Consider the following 22,814-nt stretch of genomic DNA (forward strand, 5'->3'; position numbering starts at 1 on the left):
AATAACCAGATGATTCATTCAATTTTAAAAGGGAAAGGGATTACTTTATTGACCTTTCTAATGTTTTTGATAAGCTCAGCTGCTTTAGCCCAAACGGCAGACAATGAGGATTTTGACGGGGATGGAGTCCTGAACGGTGCGGATTTTGATGATGACAATGACGGGATTCTGGATGTTGATGAGTACGATTGCCCTGTTGGGGGTTCGGCTTTGGTATGGGGCACTCCTCCTGTATGGACGGGTGGCGACCCCGAAGATGACTTTTCCTCCGTTGCCAGCACGACCATTGATGGCACCGTGGTCACAGCCGACAATTCGAATACAGATTTTGTCACAGTGGCAAACTACAATGCCAACACTCAGGCTTTCAATGGTACCGATGGTCTGTTACTCCAGTCTCAGATTGGACAGTTGGATGATAGTCCGATAGTTTATGAGATAAGGTTTGATCGTCCAGTCACGGGACTTTCCTTTAGTGCTGTGGACATCGACAAACGTACAACTTTAGAGGCCCCAGCCGGTAATCCATACACTGAACGACTGACTGTCAGTATTTTCAAGGAGGGGGCTGCCCTTGCATTGGATCCTACCGAGTATACATTTGGAAGTGCCGTAGACGACCTGGGTGGTGGGGTTTTTGAAGGTAACTCTCTAGTTGCTGGGAACACCGATATTGGTGATGTCAATTTCACATTGGGCAAGGCGGTCGACCGGGTGGTATTTACCTTTTTGACCACAGAAGTGAGCACCAGTGCCCAATTTATGGCATTCCTGATTTCAGACATGACCTGGGACTGTGCCTATAGGGATTTTGACAGTGATACGGTTGCGGATCATTTTGATACAGATAGTGATAACGATACTTGTGTGGATGCATTGGAAGGAGATGGTGGCTTTACTTTGGCTGATGTGGATGCAGACGATAGTTTAGGGGACACAGTGGATGCCAATGGTATTCCAACCATTGCGGGAGCTGGACAAGCGGATGTAAGCAGTACCAATGCCGCCGTTACTTCGGATGAATGTGATGACGATGGAGATGGAGTGAATAATGTCACGGATGGTGCAAACTCCCTAAACCCTTGCCTTCCTGTCCAGGCAGCTGGCTACACTGGTTATGATGCCACCAATGCCATATGGGCTGCGGGGGACTGTGATGGCGATACTATTTTGAATAGCGATGAGGACACCAATGGCACCGATCCCTATAATGTGGATACAGACGGTGACGGTACCACTGATGACACTGAGGCTTCTCCTGCTGAAGCAGTTGATCCTTGTCTTCCGGTCCAAGCGGCAGGTTATACGGGTTACGATGCTACCAATGCCATTTGGGCTGCTGGCGACTGTGATGGTGATACGGTTTTGAATGGGGATGAGGACACCAACGGTACCGACCCATATGATGCTGATACAGATGGAGATGGTACGGGAGATGGCGCTGAGGCTACACCAGCTGAAGCTCTGGACCCTTGTTTACCTGTCAGGGCAGCAGGCTACGCTGGTTACGATGCCGCCAATGCCATTTGGGCAGCGGCTGATTGTGATGGCGACACCATATTAAATGGAGACGAGGATACGAACGGTACTGATCCTTATAATACCGATACAGATGGTGATGGTACCACCGACGATGCCGAAGCTACTCCTGCTGAAGCAGTTGATCCTTGCCTTCCTGTCCAAGCAGCTGGCTATACCGGCTATGATGCCACCAATGCCTTATGGGCTGCCGGGGATTGTGATGGTGACACCGTGCTCAATGGTGATGAGGACACTAACGGAACTGATCCATACAACGCGGATACAGATGGTGACGGTATTGGAGATGGCACCGAGGCAACACCTGCTGAAGCCTTAGATCCTTGTTTACCAGTTCAAGCCGCAGGATATACAGGATATGATGCCTCCAACGCCATTTGGGCGGCCGCAGACTGTGACAGTGATGGCTTGGTGAACAGCTTGGAAGTTACCAACGGCACAGATCCCTATCAGATGATTGATACGGATGGTGACGGAATAGATGATGATAACGAAGTTAATGATGGAACGGATGCTGCAGATCCTTGCGATCCGGTTCAAGCTCCAGGTTATACAGGATATGATGCTGCTAACGCAACTTGGGCGGCCGCAGACTGCGATGGTGATGGCGTAACCAATGGGGACGAGGTGACCAACGGTACTGACCCCTATGAGGCATCCAACGATACCGATGGAGATGGAATTCTTGACGATACAGAGGTAAATGATGGCACTGATCCCAATGATCCTTGCGATCCAGCCCAAGCTCAAGGCTATACTGGATATGATTCCGCAAATGCTATTTGGGCTGCAGCTGATTGTGATGGTGATGGTCTAGCCAATAGTGAGGAACTTACCCTTGGAACCGAAGTTTACAATGCCGACACGGATGGTGATACCATCAATGACGGTCAAGAGGTTACTGATGGAACCAACCCTTTTGATGATTGTGACTCTATAGGAGGTACTCCACTACCGGATACCTTCTGTGATAGGGATAATGACGGACTAAGCGACGATGACGAAGTTACTTTGGGAACTGACCCTGATAATCCTGATACCGATGGCGATACCATTGAAGATGGTCAGGAAGTATCTGATGAGACCGATCCATTGGACCCATGTGATTCGGAAGGTGGGACACCACCCCAAGGAACTATCTGTGGTGTTGAAATCGGGAATTCCATTTTGACTCCCGATGGAGATGGTATCAACGATGTATTCAGAATTGAGAACATTGAATTGTATGCCAACAATAGTGTGGAAATCGTTAACCGATGGGGAGCCACGGTTTTCAGAACGGATAATTACGACAACAGTTCCAATGCTTTTGCAGGAATTGCGAATACTGGAGCTTCGCTTAACAAAGGAAATGTACTACCCGCCGGAGTGTACTTCTATATAATCAATTATGTAGATGAAGGACGATCTAGAAATGCCTCTGGGTACTTGTACATTAACCAATAAAAAACTTAAGAAAAACTTACAATGAAAAAGTCCATTATAATTACGTTAATCGCAGCTTTGGGAATTGTCAATATGGCCAATGCCCAGCAGGATCCCCAGTATACGCAATATATGCTGAACACCATTGTGGTTAATCCAGCCTTTGCGGGTGCAGGAAACGTCCTAAGTGTTACGGCATTGCACAGGTCACAGTGGATTGGCCTGGATGGAGCGCCAAAAACACAAACAGTGAGCATAGAAAGCCCTTTATCTGAAAGATTGGGTGGAGGACTGACCGTAATCAATGACAACATTGGGGATGGAACCGTGCAGCAGACCGATTTCAATTTCGCATTTTCCTATACCATTCCAGCTTCCCGAGAAGGTAGTTTGGCCTTTGGTCTGAATGTTGGTGGGGAACTGCTGAATGTGGATTTCACCCAACTTGTAAACTATGGTGTAGAACCCAATCTACCCAATATCGATAGCAAGTTCTCGCCAAACGTGGGATTAGGGGTGTATTACTATCAGGAAAAATTCTTTGCCGGTGTTTCTGTGCCAAGTTTGTTGGAAACGGAGCATTTTGATAATTCCTCCGATGGAACTTCCTTCCTGGCCAAGGATAGAATGACCTATTACTTGATTTCTGGATACAGATATGAAATTAATCCTAGCCTTGTGCTGCAACCGGGATTTTTGGTTAGAGCTGTAAGTGGAGGTCCTGTTCAGGTGGATTTGACCGCCAATATGACCTTTAACGACAAGTTCTCTGTAGGAGCGGCATATCGTTTGGATTCCGCAGTAAGCGCCCTTTTTGGTGTTAAGTTTGCCGAAAAGTTCCTAGTAGGGCTTGCCTATGACGTGGAAACATCTACTTTGGGAAGTACACAATTCAATGATGGGTCATTCGAAGTTTTTCTGAGATATGACTTTATCAATAGAATCAATAGAAGAAACGTAAGCGGCCGTTTTTATTAGAAACGGCCCCTTTTTGTTGGGGGAAAACAACTCCCAACAAGGCCCTTTCTTTTACCGCTTGATAATGAATTTGACCGTTGCGAATTAGAGATGACCTATATTGGAATCTAATACGCTTTGGTCTTTATTTATTGTGCAAACTTGATTAGATTCCTTTTTAATCCATTTTTATTACCAAAAGCTTAATGTACCTTTTGGAAGTTTGAAGGGAGCGTTTAAGGATTCCATCATACCGCTACTCGCAATCTTGGGCTCTGTCCAAGGTTTTAAAATATTCCGAAACAACCTTGGCGATCAAGTCCCTCCCGTGATTGTTCCAATGTCGATCATAAATCAGCGTAACCGGTTCTTCAGAAAGCTCAAAGGTAGGTGCAAAATCGATGTACTTAAAATTGTTTTCCTTGCAATACCTTAAAAACGAATCGCTGGTTTTTCTGGAGTCCAGCAAAAGGGTAGTCTTGCATTTATCATAACCATAAAGCGCTACGAGACTTTTAAAGTTGTCCAAAAACTCCTTTTGGGTTTCCGGGGTTTCTTGATGCTCCAGTTTCTCCAAGTGCTCCTGGAATCGTTGGTTGGGGTTGTCATCCAGAGATCTTCCGGTCAACAGGTTCTTAATGGGGTCAATGACTCCAATTTTGGAACTATAGGAAAGCAGCTTAATGTTGTCCCTTACCTTAAAAATGGTGGAGGACAACTTTTTGATTCGTCCCACATTGGGTTCATACGAACCACGGTATAGATCACTTTGATAGTTGAGATACAGGATAATTTCATCAGTCAGGTCAAACTGCGCTTTATAGGCATGGATGAGATGCATTTGGTTGGCCAGATCATAACCTGCATAGCCATATTGATAAACTTCGGTATCATCCAGTTGCGCTTCTATCTTAACGGCTATGGAGTTGTCAAAATCCTGGTGGAATCCTTCTATAAAGGAATCCCCAATCAATGCAATTTCATATTTATCCTTGGAGGGGGTAAATTCCCTGTGCGAGTTAAACCCAGCCTTGTTGATGTTGAACTCGGAAAAATTTTGATTGCGATTTCCGGTTACCGAATAGCCCCGATATCCAGGCACACGCTTTTCCACACCCAAATCATCTATAAATCGTGGGGGGTCTTCGGCATACAAATGAAAGGCTCTTACCATAATCTCCAATAACAGAAGAATCAGAAATATGTATAACAATAATTTTAACACTAACTTCTTCATACCGCTAGAATTGGAAATAGATAAATGAACGGTTCACTCCATCATCATAAAATAGGAGCATGGCCAGGACAATGATGGTGTACATTAAAAACCGCACCGTCCTGGATTTGAATTTGAACGGACTGCGTTCGTCTTTTCGAATCAGATATTCATAAATTACAAAAAATGCCAGCAACACATAGTAGTCCACCATCCTATACCCCATGGGATTAACGTAGGATTCATAGGTAAAGTTGTTGATGATTTGGTTTATGTATTGAAAGGAATCCGTCAAGGTGGGCGATCTAAAGAAAATTCGGGAAAAAGTGACCAATGCAAAGGTCAAAAGCACCTGAAAAATTTCAAATGGGGTAGGGAAGAGCCTATTTTCACCTACCACATTATGCGCATACATTCGGTTTCGGCCCATTAAGAAAACGGGAATGTAGAATACGGCATGCAGCGCTCCCCAAAAGATAAAGGTCCAGTTGGCTCCATGCCAAAAACCACTGATCACAAAAATGACGATGATGTTCCTTACGGACTTGAGCTTACTAACGCGTGACCCACCCATGGGTATATACAGATAATGCCTGAACCAAGTGGATAGCGAGACATGCCATCGTTGCCAATACTCTGCCACATTTCTGGAGAAATTGGGAAACTTAAAGTTGGACATGAGCTCAATCCCGAAGAGCTTGGCGGTTCCGATCGCGATATCTGAGTATCCGCTAAAATCCCCATAAACCTGAAAACTAAAAAAACAGACCCCCATAACCAGGGTGGAGGCAGGGTAAGTACTGTAATTGGCAAAAATATCATCCACAAGTGGGGCCAAAGAGTCGGCTATGACCATTTTCTTGAAAAGGCCCCATAAAATAAGCTTTAAACCACTACTGGCCTGGGCATAATTAAAAACCCGACTATTCGCTATTTGAGACAATAGATTGGAAGCCCTTTCAATTGGTCCGGCAACCAATTGCGGAAAGAAAGACACGAAGGCCGTAAACGCAATAAAGTTTTTGGTCGGGGTTAGTTTTTTATAGTAAATGTCAAAGGAGTAGGACATGGTTTGGAAGGTATAGAAGGAGATACCTACCGGTAGAATAACTTGGAGCGTCCATGTGCTCTTTATGTCATAACCCAAGGTGTGGAAGAGGTCAATAAAGGAATCCACAAAGAAGTTACTGTACTTAAAAAAACCTAGCATGCCAATGTTAAAGGCCATACTAACCCATAACCAATACCTGGCCTTCCTTTTAACATCGATATTCTGGTAAATCTTTTGTCCAACAAAAAAGTCCACAACCGTGCTGAGGAAAATCAACAACAGAAACCGCCAATCCCACCAACCATAAAAGAGGTAACTGGCACCAATGAGGAAAATATTCTGTACAACAACATTTTTTTTGAACACAAACCAATACAGGAAAAAAACTGCAGGGAGGAATAGCAGATACTCAATGGAATTAAATAACATGTATTAGTGGTTTGTTGGATTGAATAGGATTGATTTTGTTTTTGTTTGGCCTTTTAAAATATAGTGGTCCTTGTTAGCCGAATAATAGAGAGACACATGATCCGAATGTTCCTGGGTTGCAAAAAGAAAATCGTTAATCACTTTTTTGCTAAAAGGTAACTGTTCATGATGCATCTTTATTTCGTCCAATGCCCTTGTTTTAGAGGAATCCACATCCATAAACCTGTACTGCGGACCCAAATGGGGTTTCATAGGTTGTCCCTTCAATTTTCTCTTGATTTTGTTCACCTGGGTATTGACTCCCTTAGCTATTAGAAACGCCAAAATCCTAGATCTGTTGCCCTTGAATTGGGCATGTAAAAATCCCTTTATGGAGTACTTTGGGTAATAAAAATGATGATTAAAGCGGTAGCTGGTATTGCACCACCACTTTTTATAATCCAAATCGCCCCAGCCCATATCATATTGGATAAATTCATTATCCATGCACCATTCCAACAATTTATAGATTACGATTTGACCAAGACTAAACTTGCCGTAATCCAAATCATAGGAAGAAATGTACCCAAACAACAGCCGATCATAGATGTAATTAAAGGAAAAGGCTATGGGCAAATCCTTGTCATATACCACAAACAATGAGGCCTTTCCCTGATTTATAAGATCAAAGGAGGTGGCATATACTTTATCCCAGATGGCCAAGGTGCTACTTTTCTGTCCACGCTGCTCAAATCTTTGGACTATCATGGATCTCAAGCGCTCCATTAAAAATTCGTAATCCGTTTCCTCTATTTGGTGATGGAACAGCTTGTATTGTATATCAAAACAGCTTTCCAGTCTACGGCGCGCGCGGTTAATGTTTTCGCGTTGTTTTTTATTTTGATGGCGCAAATAAGCGTCAGCACTGGAATAACCTTCCAATCGGATTGCATGACCCTTCACCGTGGGGAACATTCTTTCCGTCATACCTTCTGAATCAAAAACCTTGATTTTAAGATGATCGGGTACATGCGAAAAGGAATAGATTTTTTTGTCTTTAACCGGGGTGTTTGAATGATGAATAAGGTTGTTGTCTTGCCTGTCCGAGAGCCCAATATGGGAATACACTTGGGAAATAGACCCTTGTTTTATATATAGGTCAGTAAATAGCGATACACTTTCTTTTTTCATAAAACAGTTGGTTACGCTTCTAGGGTTGACCTTTGGACTTTGATACCTTTATTTTTTCCCAACACAAGGTATGTATTTGGAAGATTGGCCAACTCCCTTACCCTGATGTCCGTGGAATGATCTCGATATTGATATTGAAAATTAAAAACCAGGGGCTTAAGCCAAAAATAAGTGGACGTATGAATGCTAACCTCTTTATAGGGTTCGCTCAGGGTTGTGTTATTTTTGTTCTGTAGGTCTATTTCCTGAATTTCAGGTCTTTCCGTAGGATTGGCTGTGTTGGCCGTTCGGTTTCGAGCTGCTTTTTTTTGCTTTTCAACCTTTTTAGCCTCCTTGTAATCCTTAAATCGATAGGTCAAAACCCTTATTGGAACAATCAACCGATGTATTATTGATTTGGGATTATAGTAAATATGATGACCCAAATAGGTTATGTTGTTGCACCAATCATATTTATAGGGCTGGTCTCCCCACATAAAATCAAGAATGCCATAGTTGTGTTCCAGACACCATTCCACATGCTTGGTGATGTCTATATGTCCCAGTCCAAATTTGGCGTAATCAATATCGTAGGATCTAATGGCACCATTTAGTATGTCCTGAAAATGAAAATTCAGGCAGATGTCAATGGGTCGGGAGTCCGCATAGATGACATGAAAAGAAGCTTTTTTATCCAAGATCAAGTCAAAACCTCTTTTTTTAAGGGCTTTTAATTTTCCAGCTTGATTGAATTCCCTACCTATCTGATCAAACCGACGCTTAATAAGTTCCTGCATGTGGTGGAACAACTCCTCATACCTGTCTTTTTCTATCTCTCCAAAGTATACCTCGTAGCGGATATCAAAGCAGGACTCAAGCCTTTTCATCCTACTTTTTAATCGACTTCGTTGCTTGGAGCCCATTTTGGAGTTCATATAGTCCGTTACGCATGAAAATCCAGTAAGATCAATATGAAAACCTTTTATTCTGCCGATTTTTAATTCTTTAAGGCGATTATCAAGGGTGTGTGGTACAGGTTTTAGATACTCGGGAATGCATCGTATTTCCGTAATTCTGGATAACCAAGCCTTTGAGGGGGTGGATTCGGGGTTTACATAATTTTTCCCCGTTCGGGTGTTGCGAATCTTTTGGTAAATAGGTGGAACATGCTGTTCTTTAAACAGGCAAAAGGTAAAATTGTAACTGGAGATTTTGACAATTCCCATACCTTTTTACTACACGTTTAGTTTTACACCCATTTTCTTGTCTTGGCCAACCAAAAGGAAGGACTCGTTCGTTTCATCCATCTTAAATACATTCAGATTTTCCAAATGTTCTTGATGGAGATATAGAAACTCATAGCAAATCCCTTTTAGCGAACTATGTTCCGATAAACTAAGATCCAAAGGTGCCAATTCTTTTTGGGTATGCCTATCGTCCACCTCCAAAAATTGGTAATCCAAACTTTCCTTTTTCTTGTTTTTCAAAGCATAGGTAAATCGGTGCAAGGTTTCATTGAGTTTTTTCTCCCTTAAGTATTGTTTCAAGGAAAACAAACTTTTAAGGGTATAGGCCAAAACTCGAGATTTAAAAGAGCTTTTATCGTATACAATGTGATAGTGGAAATGGAACTTTTTGTTGGACCAGCGTGTTTTATAATCGAAATAACCCTTGGAGAAATCAAGGATATCCCAACCATTTTTGGTGCACCAGTCTATTAAGTTCATGATTTTGATGCTTCCCAAATGAAACTTTGCATAATCTATGTCAAAAACCGTAATGGCATCAAATATTCTCTTGTCCGATAGGTAGCCCAAGGTTACGCTAATAGGCTCGTTGTTGTTGTATAGGACGAAGAGCACAGCCTTTTTCTCCAAAATCATGGGATAGGCCACGTCTTTGTAAAAGTTCCATTCTTCGGGATCTAGGTTATTGTTGGATATTTGTTTTTCTCCGAAGCGTTTCTCCAAAAGGTTTCGGAAACTATCAAAAATAGCATCATACTCCTCTTTTGACATTTCACCACAATGGGCTTTGAAAGAAATATGGAAAGACTCCTCAAGCCTTTTTTTGTACTTACGCAGCTTATAGCGGCTACTTTTTTTGAAGGTCTTGGACATATAGTCATCCAAGGAGCTGAAGTTACCCAGTTCTATCAGGAATCCGGGATATTGTTTCACCGAATATAGGCCCAAAGGACTATTTTTGATATTCTCCTTTGACGCGGCAAAATCAATTACATCGTAAATAAGAAAGGTTTTGCCCTTTTCTTCTTTTCCGCAATTCGGGTTGAATTCGTAGTGTACTCCCTTGGTCAAATTTTTACCAGCATTGATGTGCAGACCGGGAATCTTGGACTCGTAAAATGAAAGGTTTTTGGCAAAACTGAAAGTGTTGGCCTTCTTGTCCCCCAAGAAATGCTTGGACCAGAAAGACAGAAAAGTGGTTGAATTGAACGGGTTGGTATTGATCATTTTATAGTATTGCGCTGCACATCATTTTAGAAATAATGTGCGGTACACCTTTTTTGTTATTTCTTTTCTCCATTGATTGCACGTAACCCTAGGTTATTTAACCAGGTACCAAACATGGCAGTTGTACTTGTCTTTGGGGAAAATGACTTTATGTAACTAACAAAAGGTAACTACCAAAATCAATATATGGGGGCCATCCGCCACAACCACTGGATTACATCATCTATCCATGCAATTTTCCACTGGGAAAGGCTTTTTGGGCCAAGTGGATTTGCGACCTCTTCCTCATAGCTGAAACAGGATCACATTTTGCTTTCTATCAGCTCTTTTAACCCAGAAACAGTACCTGAGCCTTCAATTTCTTCGGCAGATAATGGCACACTATATTCTGAATCACAAAAGGCAATAATGGACAAAACGGTCAATGAGTCCCAAGCTTCAAAAGATTGAAGTTCATCGCTTAGACCTACAGCCTCTTCTTCCAGCAATTCAGCAATTGAAGTTTCAAAATTTTCCATTCGTTGTTATTTATAGTCAATCATTTCACAAAAATCGAGCTTTTCCAATTTCAATAGCAGGGAAGCCCAGCTCAAACCGGCACCAAATCCTGCGATGCAAACCAAAAACGACTCTGTCAATAGTTTATCGGCTAAATTGAAAGTAATGGCGGTAGGAACACTAACGCCGCTGGCATTTCCAAAGTTTTCAACCACGTTGTGCGGCATTTTATCATGTGGCACTCCCATTTTGTCGGCAAGCTTCTTTAGCATAAACTTATTGGGCTGATGGAATAGGTAATAGTCCACATCCTCTTTGTCGCAATTCGCTTTTGATAGTAAGTTATCGATCATGGGAGGAACTTGTTTTTGCACAAAATTAAAAACGTCATCGCCCTTCATGACCAAATGGTCCAAAGCTCTGGAATTTCCATTCTTATCCGTGTGTAGTTCAGCTGTCTCAGGTGTAGATGGCATTTTGAATCCACCTGCAGGTATGATCAACGACTCTGCACCTGTTCCATCCACGTTTATGGTACCGTAAATGGTACTGTCATTGGAATCTTTTTCTACGATGGTAATGGAAGCTGCATCGCCTGTCAACGGACGGCTACCCCTATCTTTGGCAGAAACCTTGCAACTCATCATATCGGCATTCAGGAGGACTACTTTGTTTACCTCTTCCTGGTCCAACAGCATAAAGGCCTGGTTAAGACCAACGGGATATCCAGAACACGCCTGGTTAATGTCCAACAACATCATATCCTGTTTTAAACCAAGCTTTCCTTGAATAATATGACTGGTAGCTGGAACAAAATGGTCCGGGGATTGGGTTACCAATACGATACCATCCACGTCTTCCTTCTTTAAAAGACCTTTGTCAAAAAGGTAATTCATGCCATAAATGCATAAATCGGATACTGCGGTACCCTCTTTTACGACCCTACGCTTTCCATAACCCATGATCAGTTTAAGCTTCATGGATTGCGCCCGCGAGAAGTCATAGTTGTCAATTTCATCATCAAAATTGACCTCATTCTCAGGCAAAACCGTAAGAATCCCAGTGATTTTCTTATTTCGAAATTTTAGGTTCATTCCGTAACTCCGTTTTTGTTAAGCAATTGAATAATACCTTCCACACTTGAAAAGTTTTCAGGTAAAATTTCAGTACCGTCAATGGATATTCCGAATTCCTCATCCAAGGAAGCAACCAAACTCACTATATCAAATGAGTCCAACATGCCTTCTTCAATGAAGTTACTGCTTTCAGAAAAATCAAATTCTGGTCTGATCTCCGTCAAGAATGTTAAAATTTTATCTTTCAAATTGAACCGTATTGTTAGTTATGGGCATCTTTTAGGATACCCTATATATTATTAATTTGTTTATTTAACAAGGCCCTGTCAATTTTTCCTGTGGTTGACTTGGGCAATACATCCATCTTAATGTACTTGGTAGGTATCATATGCTTGGACAATACCTCCCTTAGCTTTATCCTGAAATCCTTTACAGGTATTTCGGTTTCCGATTCGTATACCAACACGATCTCCTCATTCGCCTTATCAAAAAACACGCCGGCGTTGATGGTATCGAAAACACTTAAAATATAATGTTCTATTTCCCCTAGATCGATCCTATATCCGGAAAGCTTGATTTGAAAATCCTTTCTTCCGATATAGATATATTCTCCTTTTTCGTTTAAAAAGACAATATCACCAGTCCTGTAGATTCTTTCAGGTACTGACTTATTTAACGGATTTTGGACAAAAACCGTATTGGTTTTCTCAAAATTATTCCAATAGCCCAGGGCCAGGGACGATCCCCTAACACATAATTCCCCTTGTTCACCTACCTCGCAAAGCTCGTCCTTATCGTTCAATACAAGGATATCTGTATTTCTACAGGGTATGCCAATAGGCAAGGACTCGTCCTCATTAAAGGAATCATCTACAATATGATAGACACAGGTTCCCGTTATTTCCGTTGGGCCGTACATATTGCCATAAACAATTTCCCTTTCCAAGCTTTTGATCCAATAGTTCAAGTGCTTGGGAGGCATTACCTCCCCACCAAACAATACCTTTTGCACGGTAGGGATCTTGTTTGAATCCAGGAGTTTAAGATTGGCAATATTGACCAAGACCGCCGGCACCCAGAAGATGAAATTGATTTCATGTTCGTTGATGTAATCCAACAAGGTGGCGGGGAAAATAAATTTTTGTTCGGGAATGATATAAAGTGTTGCCCCTCTGAATATCATGAGATAAATATCCAAGGTGGACATATCAAAGATAAATGGGGTCTGATTCCCTATTTTTTCGTTTTCGGTTATGTCAAAAGTGTCAGCGACCCAGTTGATATAATCGATTATGGATAGATGTGAGATAACGACACCTTTAGGTACCCCTGTAGATCCCGAGGTATGTAGAATATAGGCAGGATCGGTATCCACACATTTTTTGTAATTGAAACTTTCGTCTACCTTCTCATTGCCATCGAGTTCATCCAAATTGATGATGTCAACGTCCAGATCACATTTCTGAAGGTTGGCCAAGAATTTGTTGTTTGTAATGATGCATGAGGGCTTTAAAGCTTTTAGTATGGCCTCAATTCTCGGAACTGGATTTTTTGTGTCCAACGGGGTATAGCAGTTACCACTGTACATGGTACCCAAAAATGAAGCGATGGCATCATTGGTTTTTGGCAAATAGATGGCAACAGGGCTGTTAATGGCATCACTTTTCTTAGCTATTTGGGTGGCTATAAGTTTTGCGCTTTGGGTTAACTCCTTGAAAGTTAATTGGGAAGTACCATCTACAACCGCTAATTTATCCGGGAATTGAGCAACGGTACTTTCGAAATATTCAATTAGGTTAATTTTTATCATAATGGTACGCTAAACACATAAAAAGGTTGAAATCTGTGGCGACAAGAAAACCATTCCATAGCTGAATACAATTGTTAGGGGGATGATCTTTGTGCTTGTTGCCGAACTCAGTTGAAATCCGATTGCTTACTTTTCTGCTGATTAACAAATTTGGGGGTGACAAAATGTATTTGGAAACTTGACCATTCAAAGACACCGAAGCGGTGCCTTTGAACAGCTAGTTAAAACAGTCAGTAATCGAGCTTTAGAACTTCAAGTACCTTTCTGGAATTGGGAATTCTGGAGTAGCTCTTTGCCAATACATACTTAGAATCCACCATCTTTCCTGATAGTAGGCCAACTGAATGCTGTGTACGTTTCTCACATAAGACTTACCGGCGGCCATGTCCTCTTTGCTGTGGAAAGACTCGCAAGTACTCACTACGTGCGCAATGTTACCGTAGGTTTCTTCTACCCGTCCAATTTCTCTTTCATAAAAACCGGTTTTTCTAGTGGTTTCCATCCACTTCCCAATTCTCTCAATATATTCATTACAAGACAAGAACTGAGGTCTCATATTACCGTTTGAATCGTTTTCATAACTGATCAATTTGCCCTCAGGATGGAATAGGAACCTATAGAAATCCCAATCTCTGGGCTCTCCTGGCTCCCCGCCTATGCATGCGTAGGAGGTTTTTATGATGTCATCCATCGTCTGTACACTTTTCAGATATTCTTCTTTCATAATAGAAATGTTGTTTTGGGTTATATAATATTTATTTTAAAAATTAAACAGCTAGAACGATTTGCCTACAACTATTATTGTTATTTCATTGTTCTTACAAACCAGTCATGTTTTTGTAAACCTTGATGGGTCTGCTTGTAGGAATTTATTCAGAGGACTTAAACAAACGATTTTCATTTTTTTGCTTTTGAAATCACATTTTAGGGTCCTTGATTTGGTTCCCAAACCATTACAAAAAAAATACATCTTCCTGACAACCGAATTTTTTTCAGTTGAAAGCCTTAAAAGTATCGACCATCCTCCCAAAATGGCAACAGCCCAAATTGTTTTTGAAATCCAACCGGAATGATGTGCATGTTTTGGAGTTGAAAAGAATCCCTTCATATTTGGGTTTTCAATAGGAATAACCTTTGTTTCATTGGATTACATCTGATAGAAATCGTATATGATCAATAGGTTTTTTGTTGAACCAAATCAACATCCAACTGAATTTAAGTAAAACCAACCCATGGAAATCCCGTTCCTGCATGTCAAGAAGCCAAGCTTAGTTCGGATAAATGAAACTAGACTCTGGTTTAAATCTAGCCCACCTTTGGTATGGCCATCACTTTTTCCTTAAAGCGATAGAAAACGGTGGTATCATCCTTTACATTTTTGTCCACGATCATACCCGCTTGGATCACATTGTTATTGCCCACCTCAATACCTGGAATAACCAAAGAGCGTAGTCCAAATTGATTGTTATTGCCCACTTTCACAGATCCGGCTACACCGGCAACTGAAAAGAAGTTATTGTCTCCCACCACACAATCATGGCTAATAAAACAATAGGAGGTAAGAAGATTGTAACTCCCTATGGTAGCATATTTTTCAAGGATACAGAACGGAAACACAATGTTTCCCTCTCCAATGGTCAATTCCTTTGCCATTACCACACTATGGTGGATAAAGCTTCCGATCTTGGCGTTCTTTTCTTTTAAAGCCTTGATCATTTTTTCCCTAAAGGGAATGCTCATCACGGCAATCAAAACTTCCTCATCTTCCTTGGGTTCATAGGAATCTATATCGCATAGGACCGGAGCGGAAAAGTTGTATTTTTCGTAATGGTCCTTTACGTGCTCCGCATAATCTATGTACCCCAGAATATTGATTTTTTCTTCTTCAGGGACTTTTGTATTGTGATCTTCTATGTAGAATGTGACTTCCGAGGCGCAACCCCCAGTTCCTAAAATGATAATGTTTCTCATTGTCTCCGTATTATTTGGTCAGACTAGACCTTTTGTATTTTTTTGATTTAAACGGGGGTGTTTTAATGCTCATAGCGAAATTATGTATTTTCTATGAATCAAATTTGCCCTATTTGTTTAATTTAATGTATTGATATAGTCATTTAAAAGATTCGCTTCGGCACTGTTTGTTCCCATTAAATCCTGCTTTTCAGTTTGAATTCCTTTTGATGCGGCGAAACTTTTACAGCAACATTATTTGTGCACTACGCTTGCCCTATATTGCGGGAAGAATCTCAGATCCAAATTATCGCAATACATAAGGCCGTTTTTTTGTTTTACCAATTCCTGATAGATTTCCTTGTTTACTGTATACTTCCAAACCCTAAAAGGGAACGTATCTTTTGAGAATCCCGATTTGAAATAGAACAAAGAATCTTCCTTACTGCCAACCCCGCCACCAAGATTAAAATAGCGATATTTTTCACGGGTTCCCCTGATTCTCATTTCGTCTATCAATAACTTCACAGGGTTGAGGTCAAGATATTGCTCACTGGTTCCTGAGAGATGGTACTGAATGTAGGCATCCTTCTTGGTGAAAAGTGCTCCACCAGCTATTTTGCCCGTTTTGTTCTGTATGGCCAATAGCAATTCCGTATCAAAGTGGGGGCTCTCCAATAGATCGAGAAAATATTTCTTGTCAAAAAGGTATTCTTTGTTGGCATTTACACGGACCATGTTTTCATGGTACAATGAGATAAAGGTGTCAATGTCCGAATCCGTTTCGGCATGCCTTATGGAATAAATAGACCTGGATTTGTTAATGTAGGTTCTTAATCTTTTAAAATAATTTCCCCACTGCTCTTCCAAGCTTTTGGTGAGATCAATGTAAACCACCCTTCCCAAAGTTTCCGTTTGTCCCAAATGGAACAAACAGTGTTCTTGATTAGGAATAAAGGAGTTTAGTCTGGAAAAAATGGAAACAATGTTTTGTTGTTCGAACAAATCCTGAATCTCTTTCCTAAAATTACTGAAATCACATTCCGAAGTTACATTTTTGGTGATCGGTCCAGGATACCCGTATACCGAGGTCGCATCTTTGAACAGGGAATATTCAATATCACGAAAGAGCAATGGCAAAAGAATGGTTCTGTCCTTATCATGATAATGAATCAAAACAGGTTCCTCTCCATTCACTTTGGATGCATGGTGGTAGTCATAGGTGTGATAAAAATCAGCGGAATCACATCCTTTTACAAGAGCATCCCATTTTTTCTTCTCCTTTACGATTTCAATCATCCTAAGAATTTGGTCTTTCGATTGGTATTAAGTTTGGTCCCTAATTAAGGTATTGGTTTGATATTCCATACAACCTTTGACAACAAAATTCATTAGTCCATGTTCCCATTTTATCAGCCGATTTTTTGAAGTCAAAGCCTAATTTCATGCATTCATATAGGGTATGTGGCAATTAACTTGCGTTTCCACCCCATGCGGCCCAAGCATCTTCTTGTTTTTCGGTATACACATCGTCAGATTGGAATACCTTCTGAACCGTTTTAAACAAAATTTTTACATCAGTGCCAAAACTAAGGTTGTCCACATACCACACATCATGCTCAAACTTTTCTTCCCATGACAACATGTTTCGGCCATTTACTTGTGCCCAACCTGTTATTCCAGGTTTTACCTGGTGTCTTCGTGCTTGTTCTTCATTATATAGGGGAAGATAAATGGTCAATAGGGGTCTTGGACCTACTATGGACATGTCTCCCTTCAATACGTTTACCAATTGCATCAATTCATCCAAAGAATGGTTTCGGACAAAAGCACCCACTTTCGTCACCCGATCTGCCTGATCTTCCAATTCGCTGTCCTTGTCCTTTGGGTCTCTTAACGTTTTGAACTTTATAATGGTAAATATTTTCTCGTCCTTGCCTGGTCTCTGCTGAAAGAAGAAAGGCTTGCCTTTATTTGCAAACATCAATAGAATAATTAAGATAATTATGACCGGCGAAAACACGATCAACGCCACAAGTGATATTGAAAAATCTAGTACTCTTTTAAAAAACTTCCTGTACATAATGAATGAATCTTTTTAGTAATATCTCTTTATAATACTTCCAAGATTTTGGATTTTTGGAATTTAAAGTCTTAAAAATTGGTTTTTTCAGGCACAAAGAAATAGTAAAAAAGTTGTTCCTGTACCAACCAAACCAAATATTAGCCAAAATGCTAAATCCTTTGGATGAACGAAGGCTTATTTCGAAAAATGACATTTTATTCGCTGTTGCCCATGGAATTTCTCCTAATCCCCTATTTATTTAACGCTGAAAATCTAATTTAGGTACAAATCCCATAGAATATTCATTTTCAGACACTTGTAAGCTAGAGCCAAATGCCTTCGGGAATAGGTTTCTCTTCAACCACCTCAATAAGCAATTGGTTTGGCCCCCGAACAAAGAAACTCTTAAGCCCGTGTACCTGATCGGTCTTAATTCCCTGTACTATTTCAACCTTGGAAGACTGCATTTGTTCAAAGACTGGTTCAATGTTTTCAAAAGAAAATGAAAGATGGTCAAGGGAGGTTCCATCTGTAAGCTTAAACTCTGACGGAAACCACGTTCTTTCCTCCACAGGCTTACCGTTCACGGTAATATTGATATTACCCACATACAGCCTATTCCATTGGAACAAACCGGTTGCCCAGGTTTGTGCACTTTCGTATTCCGGGGCCAGGCCCAAATGGGATTCAAACCAATGCATGGTTTCATCTACATCCGTAGCCAATAGATGAATATGTTCAAAAGTATGGTTTCTGTTGCCGGTAAACACCTCCACAACCTCCATGTCCGGACCAAAAAAGTACATCCAATGGCTATCGTTCAATGGATTTATGGGCGTATGCACTTCAATGCCCTCCTTGACGCGCCAATCAAACTCCGAAGGCCCGTCTACCCCAGACCACCCAATATGCCATAAACTGGATCCATCATGTGTTTCCGGGGCTTCATTGACTTCATCAAACAAGAGAAATGACTTTTCGGTAAACAAGGCATCCGATTTTCCTCTGTATCGAATCCTTTTGGCACCAAAATATTTCTCGTAGAATGCGATACTCTTATTTACATCCGTGACATTTAGATGGATATGGTGAAAATTTGCCTTATTCATGGTGGGTTCTATTAGAATTGGTTGGAAAAAGCCGTTTTCTGCTCATGGATGTCCATGGACATAGTAGTGGAACTTTTTAAGTTCATTTGGAATGCTTGGTCCGAATGTTTTCTGAAACTGAATTGACTACTTCGGCAAATTCTTTGCACAAAATAGATTTATCATATTTGGTTTCCGCCAAATTTCGGGCATTCAAACCCATGTTTTTGCAAACCTCTGGATTATCCTTTAAAAAGGTGATTTGGTTGGCCAAATCCTCTGGATTTTTTGGATCTACAAAAACCCCACACTCATATTTTTCCACCATGTCCTTGGTCCAACCGGGAGAGTTGACAATTATGGGCTTTCCAGCTGATAACGAATCAAAAAGTTTGTTTGGGGAATTGGTGGCCAAGATTGGAATATCTGCAAAGGTTACCATGGAAACATCACATAAATTCACAATTTCCGATAGTTCCTTTAAGCCAAATCCGCCAAGGAAATGTGCATTTCGGATTCCCAGTTTTTCACATTTTGCCTTGAGTATGGGTTCTGTAGCCCCTCCTCCCATAAAAACAAATTCTATCTCTGGATTGTCTTTTAAATGTTTGATTCCCTCAATAATAAAGTCCATGCCATTGGCCAATCCCATAGATCCGAAATAAACGGTTTTGAACGAATTTGGATTTAATCCCAGTTCTTTGCAAAAAGCATCGTTCTTTTCCCGATTCCAATAGACATCTATCTTGGACATATTGGGAATCATGGATACTTTTTCTGGAGCGATCCCTCTTTTTATAACTCCATCTTCCATGCCGGGAGAAAGGGCAACAACATGTTCTGCATTTACATAAATAGTCTTTTCGAACCACAATGCCAACTTGATCAGAAGTTTGTTGTTCAATCCACCCATTTGTATTGGAACTTCGGGCCACAAATCCCTTACCTCAAAAAGGAATGGGGTTTTTTTGAATTTTTTTACCACCAGTGCTGGAAAACCTATGGTTAGGGGAGTGGAGGTGGCAATGACCAAATCCACATTTTTTTCCTTCAGGGCCATTCTCGCCGATTTGAGCATAAAGCTCACAAAAGAGAGCAATCGTTTAAAAATGCTCATGTACTGGCTATAGGGTACCTTTAAATAGATGACATCTATTCCATCAATGTTGACCCTTTTGATTTTTGAATCTATTTTACTGGAGGTGGCCAACATGGTAACTTGGTGCCCCTCTTCTATAAGTTTACGACTTATCCAATATGAGCGGGTGCCTCCGGGTTCTTTTGGTGTTGCGAAGTATTGGTGTATGTAAAGTATTTTCATTAATGGTTATTCAATAATCGGATTGCACTTTTATGAGCATTTGGAAATTCTCTGGTTTAAAATAAAGACCAAATCTTTAACCTTAACGTTGCCAAGCATTACATATTACTTGCCGCAAGCTTAATTGCCACAAAAAAAATGAAGGCAAGCATGATATGGGTTGCTTGCTGGCCAGTACATTTATGTAAGACTTGGAGGAAAGCGCAAAAATAGGATTTTCAGGATAATCTGAGCGACCAATTACCGAGATTCAAAAATTTTGATCGCTCGACGGACAGTCTTAAAAATCCCCTTGTTTTTTTATTTGTTGGATGAATTCCAATGTGGTATTTGGAACATTGGATTCAATTATTCGATAAAACTAGTATTTTGACTAGTAAGTTGGTGCATCCACTCTTTTTTTAATTTAATTTGCCCTCAGATTTCAAAGTGTCTAAATGATAAGCTTATTAAATAGGATAAACGACTATTGTCTGTACCTTCTGGTGTTTTCCGTTACTTTTGAGAACTGGGATCCCTTTAATTTGGTAGGCTACTCGGTCACCTATTTTGCAACCATCATGTATTTGGGAACCTGGGTTCCGTTGATTGCCAGGAATTTTCAATTTACCCCCTTTAAAAAAATTGTGATACCCTTACTGCTCTTTATTGTAGTGGGGTTTATCTGTTCTGCCATACACTCGGAGTATGTACACGAATTGAAATTTGCATACCATTATAGAGCACTTCTTTTAATAGTGCTGATGACTTTTATCGCCTCCCATATATACTCCAAACCAAAAATGCTGCCCCTGGTTTTGAATTGCTATTTGGCCAGTGTGCTTTTGGCATTTTTGCTGATAACGGCAGGCAAAGGTGTTACTTATGAAAATGGCAGGCTATTGCTATTTGGGGAAAATCCGAATATTATAGGTGCCAAATCAGCCTTAGCTTTCTTAATTACCATTTCAAGGTTAATAAACAAGTTCACCATTAAAAGGGCTGTTGTTATCATTGCCATTTGTATCCCCTTTATAAGCATAATTGCAATGTCCGGTTCAAGGGGAGCCTTTGTGTCCATGTTTTTGGGGCTTACGGTACTGCTTCTGTATAGAAAGACGGATATTCTAAATAAAATGGCGCTCATCATTTTTGGAGTGCTAGCCTCCGCCATGCTGATTACCTATTTGTTGGAAACAAACCCTGTAATGGCAGAACGTTTTGCCGCCACTGTGGAAAGGGGGGATATTGGAAGAAATGTACTTTGGGCAGCTGCCATTGAAGTTATAAAGGACAATATTTTTATTGGTGCCGGTTTTGAAGGTGTAAAACCGCGCATGTACGAGCATTCGGGTGTTTTTATGAATCCCCACAACATTTTGCTCTATGTTTATATAGCCAGCGGCCTCCCTGGAATAATCTTGTTTGTTACTTTTTTGGTCCGCTTGGTTAAATTATTGTTTCTGCACTACAAAAGGTATGGAGATTCCTTGAACCTGGTTATGTTCGTGATCGTCGTGTTCAATATGTCCAAGCAAGGCGGTAGTATAGGAAAAACGCTGTTTTGGTTCTTTTTTGCGGTGTTGATGGGTTCCACTGCCCACGTCTTATCCAGGGTTAAACAAAAAAAGCTGGCTTAATGAAAATATTGGTAGTATCTAATAATTATCCATCGTTAGAATATCCAACAAGAGGTGTGTTCGTCTACAACCTGATACAGCAATTTTGCAAATTGGGACATGAGGTAACAGTAATTTCCCCAAAAAATATCTTGGCTTCACGCCGCAAAAAGGTTGAATCCTATGGGGAAGAGAACTGTACGGTTTACCGCCCTAAGTTTATCTCGGCGTCCGCTCGGAAAATTGGCCCGCTCTATACTTATATGATTACCAACTGGGGTCAGGTAAAAGCGGTTCAGAGGACAGTAAGAAAGCACAATTTGGAGTTTGATTTTGTTTACGCGCATTTTATGATGAATGGGATAATTGCCGTAAATGCGCTCAAAGAATACAATAAACCCGTATTCTGTGCCATAGGGGAAAGCAATCTCCTAGGTTTTACAAAATGGTACCCCAAGGATTATTTTAAAAAGAGCAGTCATGGAATTCAGGGTTATATAGCTGTTTCAAACAAATTAAAAGATCAGTTGGTGGATTTTGGGATTTCTCCCGATCGTATTTATATGAAACCCAATGCCGTGGACCTAACAAAATTCTATAAAAGGAACAAGGAAGAAATGCGGCAGAAATACAACCTGCCCACAGACCTTAAACTGGTAGCTTTTGTAGGCAGGTTTATGCACCATAAAGGACCATTACGGGTATTGGAAGCGGTTAAAAATTTAGCCAATGTTGGTGTGCTTTTCATGGGTAGTGGACCTCAAGAACCAGAAGGGGATTCCGTTGTCTTTAAAGGCAGTGTACCTTCCTATCAAATACCTGAGTTGCTTTCGGCCTCTGATCTCTTTGTACTGCCCACACAAAAAGAGGGATCGTGCAATGCTATTGCAGAAGCCCTCGCCTGTGGATTACCGGTTGTATCCTCAGATATTCCGGAAGTACGAGATCAATGCACCCCCTCTTTTTCCATTTTAGTGGATCCTTTGGATGTGGGAGGCCTGGAAAAAGGGATAGATGCTATTCTATCCAATGAAGAACGAAGGGTTGAAATGTCCAGGAACGCCTTGGAGTATGCCAAGAATTTTGAGATAGGGGAGAGGGCAAGTAGTATTTTGAATTTTATAAAGGGTAGGATAGAGGCATAGGATAAGTGGTCACTTCGCCAAGC

The 22,814-nt window shown here is 40.8% G+C and carries 20 protein-coding genes; 4 read left to right on the forward strand and 16 right to left on the reverse strand.

Annotated features, from left to right (window positions below):
* Positions 1–9: 9 nt before the first annotated feature.
* Both ACO6S0_RS06710 and ACO6S0_RS06715 read left to right on the forward strand, forming a co-directional pair.
* Positions 10–2,985, forward strand: coding sequence for a gliding motility-associated C-terminal domain-containing protein (locus tag ACO6S0_RS06710; protein ID WP_422351228.1), 2,976 nt, complete (start codon positions 10–12; stop codon positions 2,983–2,985).
* A gap of 21 nt (positions 2,986–3,006) precedes the next feature.
* Complete coding sequence (locus ACO6S0_RS06715) at positions 3,007–3,942, forward strand: type IX secretion system membrane protein PorP/SprF (protein ID WP_422351229.1); 936 nt, start codon at positions 3,007–3,009, stop codon at positions 3,940–3,942.
* 235 nt (positions 3,943–4,177) lie between these two features.
* Here ACO6S0_RS06715 and ACO6S0_RS06720 read toward each other — a convergent pair whose 3' ends face one another.
* The 16 genes from ACO6S0_RS06720 to ACO6S0_RS06795 form a co-directional block, all read right to left on the reverse strand.
* Positions 4,178–5,158: a hypothetical protein gene (locus tag ACO6S0_RS06720; RefSeq protein ID WP_422351230.1), complete on the reverse strand. Its 981-nt coding sequence runs from the start codon at positions 5,156–5,158 to the stop codon at positions 4,178–4,180.
* Positions 5,159–5,162: 4 nt separating this feature from the next.
* Complete coding sequence (locus ACO6S0_RS06725; protein ID WP_422351231.1) at positions 5,163–6,617, reverse strand: MBOAT family O-acyltransferase; 1,455 nt, start codon at positions 6,615–6,617, stop codon at positions 5,163–5,165.
* Positions 6,618–6,620: 3 nt separating this feature from the next.
* Positions 6,621–7,787 carry a GNAT family N-acetyltransferase gene (locus ACO6S0_RS06730; RefSeq protein ID WP_422351232.1) on the reverse strand — a complete coding sequence of 389 codons (1,167 nt, stop codon included), beginning with the start codon at positions 7,785–7,787 and terminating at the stop codon, positions 6,621–6,623.
* Between the two features lie 11 nt (positions 7,788–7,798).
* Positions 7,799–8,992: a GNAT family N-acetyltransferase gene (locus tag ACO6S0_RS06735; protein ID WP_422351233.1), complete on the reverse strand. Its 1,194-nt coding sequence runs from the start codon at positions 8,990–8,992 to the stop codon at positions 7,799–7,801.
* Between the two features lie 9 nt (positions 8,993–9,001).
* Entirely contained in the window at positions 9,002–10,240 is a 1,239-nt protein-coding gene (locus ACO6S0_RS06740; protein WP_422351234.1) for a GNAT family N-acetyltransferase, read from the reverse strand.
* A 302-nt stretch (positions 10,241–10,542) separates the two neighbouring features.
* The gene (locus ACO6S0_RS06745) at positions 10,543–10,758 is read right to left on the reverse strand and encodes an acyl carrier protein (protein ID WP_422351235.1); all 216 of its coding nucleotides are present in this window, start codon (positions 10,756–10,758) and stop codon (positions 10,543–10,545) included.
* Between the two features lie 6 nt (positions 10,759–10,764).
* Positions 10,765–11,832, reverse strand: coding sequence for a 3-oxoacyl-ACP synthase III family protein (locus ACO6S0_RS06750; protein WP_422351236.1), 1,068 nt, complete (start codon positions 11,830–11,832; stop codon positions 10,765–10,767).
* A complete protein-coding gene (locus ACO6S0_RS06755) occupies positions 11,829–12,038 on the reverse strand; it encodes an acyl carrier protein (protein WP_420399331.1) in 210 nt (69 codons plus the stop codon). The genes ACO6S0_RS06750 and ACO6S0_RS06755 overlap by 4 nt, the downstream gene beginning before the upstream one ends.
* Positions 12,039–12,103: 65 nt before the next feature.
* Positions 12,104–13,624 carry an amino acid adenylation domain-containing protein gene (locus ACO6S0_RS06760; protein WP_422351237.1) on the reverse strand — a complete coding sequence of 507 codons (1,521 nt, stop codon included), beginning with the start codon at positions 13,622–13,624 and terminating at the stop codon, positions 12,104–12,106.
* Positions 13,625–13,868: 244 nt separating this feature from the next.
* A complete protein-coding gene (locus ACO6S0_RS06765; protein ID WP_420399333.1) occupies positions 13,869–14,348 on the reverse strand; it encodes a hypothetical protein in 480 nt (159 codons plus the stop codon).
* Positions 14,349–14,453: 105 nt separating this feature from the next.
* Entirely contained in the window at positions 14,454–14,732 is a 279-nt protein-coding gene (locus ACO6S0_RS06770; RefSeq protein WP_422351238.1) for a hypothetical protein, read from the reverse strand.
* A 197-nt stretch (positions 14,733–14,929) separates the two neighbouring features.
* Positions 14,930–15,595, reverse strand: a complete 666-nt coding sequence (locus ACO6S0_RS06775) for a hypothetical protein (RefSeq protein WP_420399334.1) — start codon at positions 15,593–15,595, stop codon at positions 14,930–14,932.
* Between the two features lie 234 nt (positions 15,596–15,829).
* Positions 15,830–16,873 (reverse strand): GNAT family N-acetyltransferase, encoded by a 1,044-nt coding sequence (locus ACO6S0_RS06780; protein ID WP_422351239.1) that lies wholly within the window; start codon positions 16,871–16,873, stop codon positions 15,830–15,832.
* A gap of 172 nt (positions 16,874–17,045) precedes the next feature.
* Entirely contained in the window at positions 17,046–17,657 is a 612-nt protein-coding gene (locus tag ACO6S0_RS06785) for a sugar transferase (RefSeq protein WP_420399336.1), read from the reverse strand.
* A 305-nt stretch (positions 17,658–17,962) separates the two neighbouring features.
* Entirely contained in the window at positions 17,963–18,748 is a 786-nt protein-coding gene (locus ACO6S0_RS06790) for a VOC family protein (protein ID WP_422351240.1), read from the reverse strand.
* A gap of 82 nt (positions 18,749–18,830) precedes the next feature.
* Positions 18,831–20,048 carry a glycosyltransferase family 4 protein gene (locus ACO6S0_RS06795; RefSeq protein WP_422351241.1) on the reverse strand — a complete coding sequence of 406 codons (1,218 nt, stop codon included), beginning with the start codon at positions 20,046–20,048 and terminating at the stop codon, positions 18,831–18,833.
* A 437-nt stretch (positions 20,049–20,485) separates the two neighbouring features.
* Here ACO6S0_RS06795 and ACO6S0_RS06800 point away from each other — a divergent pair, with 437 nt between their 5' ends.
* Complete coding sequence (locus ACO6S0_RS06800; RefSeq protein WP_422351242.1) at positions 20,486–21,667, forward strand: O-antigen ligase family protein; 1,182 nt, start codon at positions 20,486–20,488, stop codon at positions 21,665–21,667.
* Entirely contained in the window at positions 21,667–22,791 is a 1,125-nt protein-coding gene (locus ACO6S0_RS06805; RefSeq protein ID WP_422351243.1) for a glycosyltransferase family 4 protein, read from the forward strand. Before ACO6S0_RS06800 ends, ACO6S0_RS06805 begins: the two co-directional genes overlap by 1 nt.
* Positions 22,792–22,814 lie beyond the last annotated feature (23 nt).

The sequence above is a fragment of the Flagellimonas sp. genome, assembly GCF_965233845.1.
In the GTDB taxonomy this organism is placed as follows: Bacteria; Bacteroidota; Bacteroidia; order Flavobacteriales; family Flavobacteriaceae; genus Flagellimonas.

Bases quoted from the DNA above. Each gene is read 5' to 3' on its own strand.
- ACO6S0_RS06710 (WP_422351228.1), top strand. From the start codon at position 10: ATGATTCATTCAATTTTAAAAGGGAAAGGGATTACTTTATTGACCTTT.
- ACO6S0_RS06715 (WP_422351229.1), top strand. From the start codon at position 3,007: ATGAAAAAGTCCATTATAATTACGTTAATCGCAGCTTTGGGAATTGTC.
- ACO6S0_RS06720 (WP_422351230.1), bottom strand. From the start codon at position 5,158: ATGAAGAAGTTAGTGTTAAAATTATTGTTATACATATTTCTGATTCTT.
- ACO6S0_RS06725 (WP_422351231.1), bottom strand. From the start codon at position 6,617: ATGTTATTTAATTCCATTGAGTATCTGCTATTCCTCCCTGCAGTTTTT.
- ACO6S0_RS06730 (WP_422351232.1), bottom strand. From the start codon at position 7,787: ATGAAAAAAGAAAGTGTATCGCTATTTACTGACCTATATATAAAACAA.
- ACO6S0_RS06735 (WP_422351233.1), bottom strand. From the start codon at position 8,992: ATGGGAATTGTCAAAATCTCCAGTTACAATTTTACCTTTTGCCTGTTT.
- ACO6S0_RS06740 (WP_422351234.1), bottom strand. From the start codon at position 10,240: ATGATCAATACCAACCCGTTCAATTCAACCACTTTTCTGTCTTTCTGG.
- ACO6S0_RS06745 (WP_422351235.1), bottom strand. From the start codon at position 10,758: ATGGAAAATTTTGAAACTTCAATTGCTGAATTGCTGGAAGAAGAGGCT.
- ACO6S0_RS06750 (WP_422351236.1), bottom strand. From the start codon at position 11,832: ATGAACCTAAAATTTCGAAATAAGAAAATCACTGGGATTCTTACGGTT.
- ACO6S0_RS06760 (WP_422351237.1), bottom strand. From the start codon at position 13,624: ATGATAAAAATTAACCTAATTGAATATTTCGAAAGTACCGTTGCTCAA.
- ACO6S0_RS06765 (WP_420399333.1), bottom strand. From the start codon at position 14,348: ATGAAAGAAGAATATCTGAAAAGTGTACAGACGATGGATGACATCATA.
- ACO6S0_RS06770 (WP_422351238.1), bottom strand. From the start codon at position 14,732: ATGAAGGGATTCTTTTCAACTCCAAAACATGCACATCATTCCGGTTGG.
- ACO6S0_RS06775 (WP_420399334.1), bottom strand. From the start codon at position 15,595: ATGAGAAACATTATCATTTTAGGAACTGGGGGTTGCGCCTCGGAAGTC.
- ACO6S0_RS06780 (WP_422351239.1), bottom strand. From the start codon at position 16,873: ATGATTGAAATCGTAAAGGAGAAGAAAAAATGGGATGCTCTTGTAAAA.
- ACO6S0_RS06785 (WP_420399336.1), bottom strand. From the start codon at position 17,657: ATGTACAGGAAGTTTTTTAAAAGAGTACTAGATTTTTCAATATCACTT.
- ACO6S0_RS06790 (WP_422351240.1), bottom strand. From the start codon at position 18,748: ATGAATAAGGCAAATTTTCACCATATCCATCTAAATGTCACGGATGTA.
- ACO6S0_RS06795 (WP_422351241.1), bottom strand. From the start codon at position 20,048: ATGAAAATACTTTACATACACCAATACTTCGCAACACCAAAAGAACCC.
- ACO6S0_RS06800 (WP_422351242.1), top strand. From the start codon at position 20,486: ATGATAAGCTTATTAAATAGGATAAACGACTATTGTCTGTACCTTCTG.
- ACO6S0_RS06805 (WP_422351243.1), top strand. From the start codon at position 21,667: ATGAAAATATTGGTAGTATCTAATAATTATCCATCGTTAGAATATCCA.